The sequence below is a fragment of the Nocardia sp. CA-107356 genome (assembly GCF_050946365.1).
Lineage (GTDB): Bacteria > Actinomycetota > Actinomycetes > Mycobacteriales > Mycobacteriaceae > Nocardia.
Genome location: NZ_CP191992.1, coordinates 5,222,850 through 5,234,766, shown reverse-complemented (window position 1 = coordinate 5,234,766; position 11,917 = coordinate 5,222,850). Strand labels below are relative to the sequence as shown.

Sequence of the window (11,917 nt, the reverse complement as noted above, 5' to 3'; positions counted from 1 at the left end):
AGGCCCGGAAGGTGTGCCGGTGCCGCGGGACGGGGGATACAAATCGGAGAGAAGGTAACGCCAATGCCGGGACGCAGGCTGACCGAACACGACCGGCAGCACATCGCCGCTGGATTGGCGCAGGGACTGGATCTGGCCGAAATCGCCCGCAAGCTCGACCGTCCCACCTCGACGGTGACCCGCGAGGTCACTCGCAACGGCGGTCCTGGCCGATACCGCGCGGACCTGGCCCAGCTCGCCACCACCCACCGTGCCCGGCGCAAACCACGCCCGGCACCCACCCGGCCGATCAGCGAACACCGAGGTCCCGGCCCCGCCGCCACAGCCTCCTTCATCCGCGAGCTCACCGCGGCATTTGCCGCCACCGGCCTGCCGCGCACTGCCGCCGGGGTGCTGGCCTGCCTGTTCACCGCCGAAACCGGCGGCCGCACCGCCGCCGAACTGGTTCGCGAGCTCCGGGTCAGCGCCGCAACCATCTCGGTGGCGGTGGCGCTGCTCGAGGAGCAGGGACTGATCGTCCGCGTCCGCGCCGAAAGCGGCCGTCGCCAACGCTATTTCATCGACGCCAACGCCAGCCACCGCACCGTGCTGGCCAGCGCCCGCACCAACCAGCACCTCGCCAATATCGCCCTGCGCGGCGCCGAAATCTTCGGCGCCGCTACCCCGGTCGGCGCCCGCCTCGAAGCCGCCGGCCGCTTCCTCGAACACCTCGGCAACGACATCGTCCGGTCCGTGGAACGCTGGCATGCCACGATCGACGCCGACTAGCTAGCAGTTTCGAATACTTGCGAGGTCCGATATCGAAGCGAGTGTGCTGCGGCAGAGTCCGGTCACCAGCAACGACTGAGCCATGGGGGATCCGGTTCGTCAGACCTTGTTCGACGCGGGTTCCTTGTCGAGATAGCGGCCCATCGCCCAGTTCAGCCCGCGCATGGCGAGGTTGTAGGACGGCGGGAAGTAGCGCTGCGCCAGGTAGCCGATCCGGATATCTGGCGAGGTGTAGACCATGTACTTATTGCGCTCGACCCCGCGCACCACCGATCGGGCGGCCTGCTCCGGGGTGACCGCGTGCCGCATGAACAGCGCGACGCCCTTCTGTACCGCCGCCGCCTGCCGGTCGATGCCCGCGATATCGGCGCTGTCCACCATCGGTGTCGCCATCGCACCGGGGCAGACCAGGCTGACGCCGATCCGGTGCCGACGCAGATCGAACCGCAGCACCTCCGAAACGCCGCGCAATCCGAATTTGCCCGCGCTGTAGGGCGCATGCCAGGGCAGCCCGAAGAGTCCGGCGGCCGAGGCCACATTCACCAGGTGTCCCCCGCGACCGGCCTCGATCATCGGTGGCACGAACTCCTCGATCACGTGGATGGGACCCATCAGATCGATATCGATGGTGCGCCGCCACTGCTTGTGCGTGAGTCGATCGACCGTGCCCCAGGTGGCAATGCCCGCCACGTTCATCACGATGTCGACGCTGTCCACCTCGGCATGTGCCTTCGCAGCGAGGGCGACCACCGCGTCGTAATCGCTGACATCGGCACGCGCGGCGAGGTGCACGACACCGCCGGTCGCGCGTACTTCGTCGGCGGTACGCTGCAGGCCGATGTCATCGATATCGGTGAGGATGACCGACGCCCCCTTGGCGGCCACTGCTAGCGCCGTACTGCGACCCAACCCGCTCGCCGCGCCGGTGATCAGGCAGTTCTTGCCGTCGAACTTCGTCATGGACCATGACGATAGACAATTATGAACACTGTTGTCTATAGATACTGATCACCGTCCCAGACGAACTTTTTCGTACCTCTGGCCGGATCGTGGAACTCGATTCAGCCCTAACTTGCCGAATGATAGCTGTTAACTATCGGTCGCCGTCCGGTGATCTAGGTAGGGCAGGAATGTTCGAGCACTGATTCCACGTTCCGCATACTGTTACAGGTACAGGATCATCGGGAGGACCATATGGGGAACCTGTTCAGATCTACCGCGTCGGGCAATCGAGCGGGTTACCGACGTGGCTGAGGGACGGGACACAGCGGCGCGCAGTTCGACACTCGCCGGGTACCGCGATGCCTCGATCACCACCACACCGGCCGCGCGGCCGATCATTTCCATCGCGCTGTTGCTGATGAGCGTCGCGCTGGTCTACGAGGCAGGGCGCGCCGCCCCCGGGGTGGACCACGGCTGGTTCGCCGCCGTCTCCATTGCCGGACTCTTCGTGGTCCGCGGGCTGCACTTGCGCCGCCCGATCACCCTGCCGCATTTCACGATCGCGGTCTTCGTCCTCGCGGCGGCCAATGTCGCCTATCGCGCCTCGCATCCCGGCTTCGGCTTCGTCTTCCTCGCCGCGACCGGATTCATCCTGATGTTGCCGCAGGCGAGTCGGCCGCAGCCCGAGCAGCTGTATCGCGTCGCCGAACTCGTCGGCCGGACCGAACGCGATCCGCTCGCCGCATTCGCGCTGCATTCGTCGAAGTCCTACTACTTCAACGCGAACTCGACGGCGGCTATCGGCTATCGGGCCCGCTTCGGGATCGCGGCGGTCGCCGGTGATCCAATCGGCGATCGGGCCGCCTTCCCGGCTTTGCTCTCGGATTTCTCCGAATTCGCGGCGAATCACGGATGGCGGGTCGCGGTACTCGGCGCCAGCCCGGAAATGGCGGGGATGTGGCGACATCGGGCGATCGAGCATCGTGGGTTGCGCGCGATACCCGTCGGGCGCGATGTGATCATCGACGTGGGCACGTTCGCGATGGTCGGACGGTCCTTCCGCAACCTCCGCCAGGCCGTGAGCCGCACCCGCAATTTCAGCGTGACCACCGAAGTCATCAGCGAGACCGACCTGAGTGAACCCCTGCGGGCCGAACTGCTCAATATTGTCGATTCGTGGAAGACCGGTCGGCAGAATCGCGGCTTCTCGATGATCCTCGATCATCTGCTGGACGGTCGGAATCCGGGCATGCTGCTGGTGCTCGCCCGGGATGAGGATGGCCGCGTCGTGGGCTTCCAGCGCTACGGCGTCTCCGGGCGCGGGCGCGAGCTGAGCCTGGATGTGCCGTGGCGGCGCAAGGACGCGCCGAACGGACTGGACGAGCGGATGATCGTCGATCTGGTCGACTACGCCCGTGACCAAGGGATCGAGCGGATCTCATTGGCGTTCGCGCCGTTTCCCGAGCTGTTCGCCGAGAAGGAGCGGTCACGGACCGGGAAGCTGATCTATCTGCTTGTGCACCTGGGCGATCCGCTGATCCGGCTGGAGTCGCTGTACCGGTTCCTGCGCAAGTTCCGCGCGATGTCGGAGCAGCGGTTCGTGCTGATCCGCTGGCGCGAGGTGCTGCTGGTGGCCGCGGCGCTGCTCACCCTCGAGTTCGTGCCGCACCGCAAGCAGCACTAGTCGCGGACGGTAATGCCGAACGATCGGGCGAACTCGGGGGCCAGATCGAGCAACTGGAGCGGGGTGATGGTCGCGCCGCGCAGCGCGTCCAGGCCCTCGGCGATATTGAGGTGCGCGGCGCCGCGCAGGTCGACCTGTCGCAGTCGGGCGCGATTGATCAGCAGGCCCTCGATAGTGCTGCCGGGGAAGGTCACCTTGGTCAGCTCGGCGTCACCGAAGTCGGTGTGGCGCAGCACGCAATCGACGAATTGCACCTCGCGCAGTTTCGATTTGCGGAAGTTCACGGAGTCGAATTTGCAGCCCTCGAAGCGCACTCGACGCAAGTTGGCACCACCCGCATCGACGCCGGACAACGCACCGGCGATCAATTCGACGTCCTGCCAGGAGGTATCGGACAGGTCGGTGCCGACCCACCGCACGCTGCGCTGCCAGACGTCGGTGAATCGCGAGAAGCGCAGGCTGCCGCGGTTGATCGCGAGCGAGGTGAAGACGGTTTCGTTGAAGCGCCCGTTGCCCGCATCGACGTCATCCATTTCGGCACCGGTGATATGCACACAGTCGTAGTCACCTTCGGGCTCGAGCGCACCTTCCAGCGGCGTCAAGTAACGCGCGTAGGGCAGATTTTCGAGCTGGTCGGGCACGGCTGACCTCCGGATTCGGCGACGATTCTCCCTGTCTACCAGTCACTGCCGACACGTCAGGGTTCGATGCGGTCCAGCAGCCAGCGCGGGCCGACGGATTCGGCGCCGAATGGTTCGAGTCGAGCGCGCAGCGCGCGGTCGGCCGTCACGACAGTGATCGGCCGGGTGCTGTCCTGCTCGATCGCTGCCGCGACAACGTCGACGATCGCGTCGTCGCCCGAACCCCGCGCCAGCACCACACGCAGGCCATCGAACTCATCCGACGACGCGGCCTTCGCGGCGCCTTCGAGCACGACGATCAGATCGGCTGGTTGCTCCAGCGTTTGCAGCCGCCTGAGTAGTCGCCGGGTCGCACCGGCGCGATCACGCCACCAGCCGTCGGGCCGCGAGCCGACGACATTTGCGGCGTCCACCACGATCAGCATCACTCCATCGTTACTCGCCCGCGCTCGTCGGCGCGAGGCGGACGGCACGGGTGTGTAGGTAGCGCTGCTGCGGGAGGCTCATTGTCTGTTGCGCCGCCAGGAGATACGCCTCGCGGGCGGCGGTCCGATCCCCCATCGATTCCAAGAGATGCGCACGGACCGCGGACAGCCGGTGATCCCCAGCCAGCTTGCCGTCGGCAGCCAGGTCGTCAACGAGTTTCAATCCGGCATCCGGGCCGCGCGCCATGGCGACGGCTACCGCGTGATTGAGGGCGATGATCGGGTTGTCGACAAGCGCGAGCAGGCGTTCATAGAGCAGCACGATCTGCGGCCAGTCGGTGTCCGCGTAGGTCGGAGCCTCGTCGTGTAGTGCGGCAATGGCCGCTTGGAGTTGATACGGGCCCGGCACACCGCGGGGCAGGGCGTCGGTGATCAGCGCGATGCCCTCGGTGATGGCGACGGTGTTCCACAGTGCGCGATCCTGGTCTTCCATCGCAACGAGTTCGCCGGTCGGTCCGGTGCGGGCGGGTCGACGGGCGTCGGTGAGCAGCATCAGCGCCAGCAGGCCGGTGACCTCGGCGTCGTCGGGTAGCAGTCGGTGCACCAGACGGGTCAGGCGAATCGCCTCGGCGCAGAGTTCGACGCGGTGCAGGCTCGGTCCCGACGTGCTGGCATAACCCTCGGTGAAGATCAGATACAGCACATGCAGCACGGCGGCCGCGCGTGCGTCGCGGTCGGCACCGGCGGGTGGGGCGAAACCGATGCCGCTGTCCTTGATCGTCTTCTTGGCACGGCCGATGCGTTTGGTCATGGTCGCCTCGGGCACCAGGAAGGCGTGGGCGATCTCGGCGCTGGTCAGGCCGCCGACCGCGCGCAGGGTCAGCGCCACCCGCGAGGCGGGTGAGAGCGACGGGTGGCAGCACAGGAACAGCAGAACCAGGGTGTCGTCGGAGTCGGTCGGGTCGCGGTCGGCGGGCGGAGTCAGCCAGTCCTCGGGCAGCGCCCAGCGGGCCACGGTGTCCTCGCGGCGGCGGCGGGCCTGCTCATTGCGGAGCAGATCGGTCAGGCGGCGGGAGGCGGCCGTGATCAGCCAGGCGCGTGGATTGTCCGGAATGCCGTCGACCGGCCACTGGGTGGCGGCGGCGAGCAGACCCTCCTGGACCGCGTCCTCCGCGGTGTCGAAATGCCCGTACCGCCGCACCAGCGCGGCGAGAACCTGCGGCGCCGAAGTGCGCAGCAGGTCCTCGACCTCGGTGCCCGACATCGAAGGGACTCAGCCGAATTCGGGTGCGGACTCCGCGATCGGCCGGACGTCGGCATAGGCGGTATCGGCGATATGCGGTGGAGCCGGGCAGGTGCTGAGTTCGGCCGCGATTTCGGTGGCGCGGTCGAAGCTCTCGCATTCGACGATCCAATATCCGGCGAGGACCTCCTGCGTTTCGGCGTAAGGGCCGTCGGTCACGAACGGCGCACCGTTCTTGGTGGTGATCCGGCGGGTGTGCACCGGTTCGACCAGACCGCGCGTCTCGACCAGTTCACCGGATTCCTCCAACTTGTTGTTGAGGTTCCCCATGAACTGTGTCATTGCCGCTAGGTCCTCGGCGCTCCACGCCGGTTTGCCGGTTTCCTTGCCGACCATGCCGTCGTAGTCCTGCTGCGAGCCGTAGCTCAGGATCATGTACTTCATGACAACTCCTCCGCTGTGACGGCGCCCGTGTGGCACCGCTCGTCAGATACGTCGCAGCCGCTGACCATTCTCGGACATCGCCGCTGCCGAGCGCAGCAGTTGCAGTGCGAGCAGCGCGACCGCGCCGAATTCGACGCCGGACGCGAGCAGCAGTCGCACGCTGAATCCGTCCAGCGACGGCCACGCGACCAGCCCGAGCACAGCAACCAGCGCGGTGATCCACGGCCACTTCTTTCTCGACCGTCGGATCATGGCGATGACGAAAACCAGCCAGCCCAGCTGCGCAATCGGGGACATCGTGCTGCATGACTGTGCTCGGACGAGGACCGCACCAGTCCTTCGCGTGCTCGTACGGCGGGCAATGCGCGACCCGTGACATGCTGAGCGACATGGTGATCGATGGCTTTGTCGCGTCCGGGTTCGAAGCGGTGCGGGAGGTGTTCGCAGCGAATTTCGCCGAGCAGGGGGATATCGGGGCTGCGGTGACGGTCTATCGGGACGGGCAGCCGGTGGCGGATTTGTGGGGTGGGCTGGCCGATCCGGAGGGTGAACGGCCGTGGGAGCGCGATACCTTGCAGCTGGTCTATTCGGCGACCAAGGGTGTCACCACGACGGTCGCGCATCTGCTGGCCCAGCGTGGCGAGCTCGATCTGGACGCGCCCGTGGCGCGGTACTGGCCGGAGTTCGCCGCGGCCGGTAAGGCCGACATTCCGGTGCGATGGTTGTTGAGCCACCAGGCGGGGCTGGCGGCGCTGGATAAGCCGGTGCCACTGGCGGATGCGCTGGCCTGGGGGCCGATGGTGGACGCACTCGCCGCGCAGACGCCGAACTGGCCGCCCGGTACCGCGCACGGGTACCACGGGCGGACGTTCGCGTGGCTCGTCGGTGAGGTGATCCAACGGGCGACGGGCCGTACCGTCGGGCGGATTCTGGCCGAGGAGATCGCCGGGCCGTTCGGCGTCGACTTCTTCATCGGATTGCCCGCGGCCGAACGGCACCGGGTCAGCCGACTTGTGTTCGCGCCCAAGGTCGATGTGTCGTCGGTTCCGGCGGAGTTGGTCCCGGAGCACCTGCGGCCGATGCTCACCGCGATGCGCGATCCGGAGGCGTTGGTGAACCGCGCCTTCCAGGTCACCGACCCGGCCGATATCGACTTCAACGATCCGGCGGTACACGCTGCGGAGCTCCCGTCCAGCAATGGGATCGGCACCGCGCGCGGTCTCGCCCGGCTCTACGCCGCGACGATCGGGGAGGTCGACGGCGTCCGCCTGCTGACCCCGGAAACCCTGGCCGCGGCAACGCGTGAACAGGCCGGTGGCATCGATCGCGTCATGATGCTCCCGGACCGCTACGCCACCGGATATATGCTTCCCACCGAGGATTTCGCCCTCGGCGGCCCCAACTCCTTCGGCCACCCCGGCCGCGGCGGATCCCTCGGCTTCGCCGACCCGGACACCGGCATCGCCTTCGCCTACGTCACCAACTACATCATCGAAGGCGCACCGGACCTGCGCGCCCGCAGTCTCATCGACGCCGTGAACAACGCGCTCGGATAGGCGCCAGCGTCGTCCTGAACGCTGTTCCGGTCTCGATTCCGCGGGATTGTGTGGCCGAGGATGGGCACTCGAGCCGCCGTCCCCGGCATCCAGCCGGGTTCAGCACAAGGTACGGATCCAGCGCCGGGTGTCGGCGGGGTCGATCACGTCGTCGAGTTCCAGCACGGTGGCGGCCGTGAGGGCCTTGCCGTTGGCATAGGCGAGTTGGACCAGGTTGTCGAAGGCCTCCTGACGTTCGGCGGGGTCTTCGATGGCGGCGAGTTCCTTGGCGAAGCCGAGACGGACCGCGCCCTCCAAACCCATACCGCCGATTTCGCCGGTGGGCCAGGCGATTACGAACCGTGGGGCGCGGAAGGAGCCCGCCGCCATCGCTTGTGCGCCGAGGCCGTAGCCCTTGCGGATGATGACGGTGCCGAGCGGGACGGTCAGTGCGGCGGAGTCGATGAACAGCTTGCTGAACTTGGTGACGGTGGCTTCCTTCTCCGCTTCCGGACCGACCATGAAACCTGGTGTGTCGCACAGTGATACGATCGGCAGGCCGTGAGCATCGCAGAGTTGCAGGAAGGCGCTGAGCTTATCGGCGGCGGGGGCGTCGATCGCGCCGCCGAGGTGGTGGCAGTCGTTGGCGATGAGACCGAACGGGCGGCCTTCGACGCGGATGAGCGCGGTGACGACACCGATGCCCCAGTCCCGGCGCAGTTCCAGCACCGAATCGACGTCGGCGACCGATGTGATGACATCGCGGATATCGAAGGCGCGCAGTCGATTCTCCGGGACGACATGGCGGGCGACCCGGGGATCCGGTGCCGACCAATCCTGCAGCGGCCCTTGGAAATACGACAGATAGCGGCGGGCAACGGCAACCGCCTCGACCTCATCGGCGGCGACGATGTGCACGACACCGTTGCGGCGTTGGACATCGATGGGACCGATATCCTCGGGTGCGTACACACCGAGTCCGCCGCCCTCGATCATCGCGGGACCACCCATGCCGATATTGGCATCAGGGGTTGCGATGACCACATCGCACATTCCGAGCAGAGCGGCGTTACCCGCGAAGCAGCGCCCGGACACTATGCCTATCAATGGAACTCGACCCGATAGCGCGCCCATCGCGCGGAATGTGGTCACATCGAGACCGGAGATGCCCGAGTAATCGGTATCCCCCGGTCGCCCGCCGCCGCCCTCGGTGAAGAAGACCACCGGCAACCGCTGTTCGTGTGCGAGTTCCAGCATCCGATCGGTCTTGGCATGATTGCGCATGCCCTGGGTGCCCGCCAGCACCGTGTAGTCGTACGACATCACCAGTGCCCGAGCGACTTCCGCACCGAACATGTCCGCGTTGATGGTTGCGATGCCACCGATCAGCCCGTCGGCCGGGGTATTGGCGATCAGATCCTCGGGGCTGCGGCGCAGTCGCTGTGCGGCGACAGCGAGGGCGCCGTATTCGAGGAAGCTGTCCGCATCGACCAGGTCCGCGATGTTCTCCCGAGCCGTACGGCGACCCAGCCGACGCCTTTTCGCAACGGCCGCCGGACGCCCCGCATCCAGTCCGATCCGATGCCGCTCCCGCACCTCCGCCAGATCGGTGCGCACCGCGTCCAGGTCGATGGCCTCGATAGCCGCGGCGGGACCGTCATGGTCGGCCTCGACCCAGCTGAACAACAACGCATGCGGGTCAACCGTCGCACCCGGTATGACAAAGTGCCGCAATACCCGCAGCGGCCGTTCCGCCCGCAGCACATGCTGCATCTTCATCGCCTCGAGCACAACAACTTCCGTGCCTGCTGGAACAACACGGCCCTGCTCCGCAAGACTCACCACCGTCGCACCCATCGGCGATCGCATCCCCTGCTCATCGCCCTCCAGTACAGCCTGGACCTCCGGTTCCACCGCATCGGCCACTTGGTCCCGACCGATCACGGTGGGCTCGTAGTTGCCTGCCCGACCGAGGAGTTCGCCGATATGCTGCTCGAACCATGACGTGGACACGAGGACACCGTCGGCGAGTTGATCCAGCACCGCACGTAGGAGTCGCGCGTTGGTATCGACGCCAGTGACCATCGTTTCCGCCAGCGCATCCGAACAGCGCCGCACCGCAGCCGAATACGTCGGCCCATACGCAACGACTTTCGCCAGCAACGAATCGAACTGGGCGCCCTGCCGCATCCCGGTGTACGCCGCGGTATCCACCCGAACTCCCACCCCGGTCGGCGCGGCGAACTCCGTCAACACGCCGGCACTCGGTAAAACCTCTCCACCCGCCGTCACCATCTCGGCATTGATCCGTGCCTGCACCGCGAACCCCCGCACTCCAGCGACCCCCACGCCGCGATCGACATTCGGCCCAGCACTGTCCGCGCGATCATCGCGGCCATCGGTTGGCGCACGATGGCCGCGCTGAGCAGCGCCCGCATTCTGTCCAGCGCCACGTACCGAATCCGACGATCGGGTGTCACCTGGGTGATCGCGTACGGCAGACGAAAAGTCCCTACGCTCAGCGGTTTCCACGAGGCCGCCGAGCGCGAGATCATTCAGCCCGGCGCCGCGTGCGAGGTCCAGTTGCACCGCAACCAGGTCGACATCGGTCACTGCTTCGGTGACCGTGTGTTCGACCTGTAGGCGCGGGTTGACCTCGAGGAACCAGGCGTCGTCGCCGGTGACGAGGAATTCCACCGTGATCACACCGCGGCAGGACACCGATTCGGCAATCAGGATGGCGTCACGGTGGAGTCGTTCCCTAAGTGCGCCAGGGAGATTCGGAGCGGGGGCGATTTCGATCAATTTCTGGTGGCGACGCTGGACGCTGCAATCGCGGTCGCCGAGGGCCATGGCGCGATCGCCGTCCGCGATGATCTGTACTTCGATGTGTCGCGCGTCGGCAGCCAGTGCCTCGGCGTAAACGGTGTCGTCGCCGAAACCGGCGCGAGCTTCGGCCCTGCAGTGGTCGAGCGATTCGGCGAGCGCCGCGGCCGTGCGCACCACGCGCATGCCGCGTCCACCGCCACCGGCCGCTGCCTTCAGCATCACACCGGCGGGGTGATCGGCGAGGAATGCGGATATCTCGGCCGGATCCGCGCCGAGTGCTGTCGCGGGCAGTACCGGAACCCCGGCCTGCCGCGCGGCGTCCCGCGCCGACAGTTTGTTGCCGAAGATGCGCAGCACCTCGGGCGAGGGGCCGACGAAAAGCAGACCGGCCGCCGCGCAGGCCGCGGCGAAATCGGCGCTCTCGCTGAGGAATCCATAGCCGGGGTGCACCAACGCACCCACACCCGCCGTGTCGGCCGCCGCGACCACGGCGGCGATATCGAGGTACGCGGCGGCCCCGATACCCGGCAGTTGGACCGCGTCGTCGGCCAAGCGCACCGGCAGTGTCGCCGCCTCCTCGCGGGTATACAGCGCGAGGGTGGAGTAATTCCGCTCGCGGGCGGTCCGGAGCACCCGGACCGCCACCTCACCCCTATTCGCCACCACCACATGCATGCCCGACAGTCTGCGTTGACATTGACGTCAATGTCAACGACGATGGATGCATGACTCAGGCAGGCTGGTCGGTCCGAGCGGCGCGGGAAAGGTCGCATACCGACCGCCACCGCGCCTTACTCGACGCGGCCACCCGCGTCTTCGCCGAGCGCGGCTACGACAAGACCACTGTCGCCGATATCACCGCCGCCGCAGGCGTCTCCCGCGCGACGATGTATATCTACTTCGCCTCCAAGGACGAGATCTTCCTCGCCCTCGCCGCCCAGGTCCGCGACGATTTCCTCGCCGCGCAGGAACCCGATATCGATACCGACGACCCCCGGGAAATGCTGGCGGCAACTATCGATGCCTTCGCCGCCGCGGTCCGCAACGCCGGACCCATGCTGCGCCTCATCGACGAACGCGGCGCCGTGGACGATCGAGTCGCCGCCCTCGCTCGGGAAATCGCCGAACGCCCCATCCGCCGCTTCACCCGATACCTCGAACGCCTCCGCGCCGCGGGTCGCATCGCCCCCGCCGTCCCGCCCCGAATTGTCGCCGAAACGATCGGCTACGCCCTGACTCGCGGCACCCTCACCCGCATCGACGCGACCCCGCGCGCCCGCGCCACCTATTTGGCCCACATGCGCACTGTCGCGGAGACTCTCTTGGCCCCAACGTGATCCGCCGATCACCCAGCGTCCGATTTCGCGCGAATCCGGCAGGCCCCCGACGATGACGAGTGACGCGGC

At 67.0% G+C, this 11,917-nt stretch carries 11 protein-coding genes; 4 read left to right on the top strand and 7 right to left on the bottom strand.

Annotated features, from left to right (window positions below; translation table 11 throughout):
* The first annotated feature begins 63 nt into the window (after nt 1-63).
* Entirely contained in the window at nt 64-768 is a 705-nt protein-coding gene (locus tag ACQP1G_RS23545; RefSeq protein WP_433191714.1) for a helix-turn-helix domain-containing protein, read from the top strand.
* Nucleotides 769-867: 99 nt separating this feature from the next.
* On the opposite strand, the gene ACQP1G_RS23540 is transcribed toward ACQP1G_RS23545, so the two are convergent.
* A complete protein-coding gene (locus tag ACQP1G_RS23540) occupies nt 868-1,728 on the bottom strand; it encodes an SDR family oxidoreductase (protein WP_433191713.1) in 861 nt (286 codons plus the stop codon).
* Nucleotides 1,729-2,014: 286 nt separating this feature from the next.
* Between ACQP1G_RS23540 and ACQP1G_RS23535 the strand changes: the two genes are divergently transcribed.
* Nucleotides 2,015-3,394 carry a bifunctional lysylphosphatidylglycerol flippase/synthetase MprF gene (locus ACQP1G_RS23535; protein ID WP_433191712.1) on the top strand — a complete coding sequence of 460 codons (1,380 nt, stop codon included), beginning with the start codon at nt 2,015-2,017 and terminating at the stop codon, nt 3,392-3,394.
* Here the strand turns inward: ACQP1G_RS23535 and ACQP1G_RS23530 are convergent.
* Genes ACQP1G_RS23530 through ACQP1G_RS23510 form a run of 5 tightly spaced genes read right to left on the bottom strand, consistent with a single transcriptional unit; the run spans nt 3,391 to nt 6,444 of the window.
* A complete protein-coding gene (locus tag ACQP1G_RS23530) occupies nt 3,391-4,035 on the bottom strand; it encodes a pentapeptide repeat-containing protein (protein WP_433191711.1) in 645 nt (214 codons plus the stop codon). The genes ACQP1G_RS23535 and ACQP1G_RS23530 overlap by 4 nt on opposite strands.
* A gap of 56 nt (nt 4,036-4,091) precedes the next feature.
* Nucleotides 4,092-4,460, bottom strand: coding sequence for a hypothetical protein (locus ACQP1G_RS23525; protein WP_433191710.1), 369 nt, complete (start codon nt 4,458-4,460; stop codon nt 4,092-4,094).
* A gap of 10 nt (nt 4,461-4,470) precedes the next feature.
* The gene (locus tag ACQP1G_RS23520) at nt 4,471-5,724 is read right to left on the bottom strand and encodes an RNA polymerase sigma factor (protein WP_433191709.1); all 1,254 of its coding nucleotides are present in this window, start codon (nt 5,722-5,724) and stop codon (nt 4,471-4,473) included.
* Nucleotides 5,725-5,733: 9 nt separating this feature from the next.
* On the bottom strand, nt 5,734-6,147 hold the full coding sequence (locus tag ACQP1G_RS23515) for a YciI family protein (protein ID WP_433191708.1): 414 nt from the start codon (nt 6,145-6,147) through the stop codon (nt 5,734-5,736).
* Nucleotides 6,148-6,189: 42 nt separating this feature from the next.
* The gene (locus ACQP1G_RS23510; protein WP_433191707.1) at nt 6,190-6,444 is read right to left on the bottom strand and encodes a hypothetical protein; all 255 of its coding nucleotides are present in this window, start codon (nt 6,442-6,444) and stop codon (nt 6,190-6,192) included.
* Nucleotides 6,445-6,536: 92 nt separating this feature from the next.
* On the opposite strand from ACQP1G_RS23510, the gene ACQP1G_RS23505 reads away from it, so the two are divergent.
* Nucleotides 6,537-7,703 carry a serine hydrolase domain-containing protein gene (locus tag ACQP1G_RS23505; protein WP_433191706.1) on the top strand — a complete coding sequence of 389 codons (1,167 nt, stop codon included), beginning with the start codon at nt 6,537-6,539 and terminating at the stop codon, nt 7,701-7,703.
* A 99-nt stretch (nt 7,704-7,802) separates the two neighbouring features.
* Here ACQP1G_RS23505 and ACQP1G_RS23500 read toward each other — a convergent pair whose 3' ends face one another.
* Nucleotides 7,803-11,186 carry a carboxyl transferase domain-containing protein gene (locus ACQP1G_RS23500; protein ID WP_433191705.1) on the bottom strand — a complete coding sequence of 1,128 codons (3,384 nt, stop codon included), beginning with the start codon at nt 11,184-11,186 and terminating at the stop codon, nt 7,803-7,805.
* A gap of 50 nt (nt 11,187-11,236) precedes the next feature.
* On the opposite strand from ACQP1G_RS23500, the gene ACQP1G_RS23495 reads away from it, so the two are divergent.
* Nucleotides 11,237-11,848 (top strand): TetR/AcrR family transcriptional regulator, encoded by a 612-nt coding sequence (locus ACQP1G_RS23495; protein ID WP_433191704.1) that lies wholly within the window; start codon nt 11,237-11,239, stop codon nt 11,846-11,848.
* Nucleotides 11,849-11,917 lie beyond the last annotated feature (69 nt).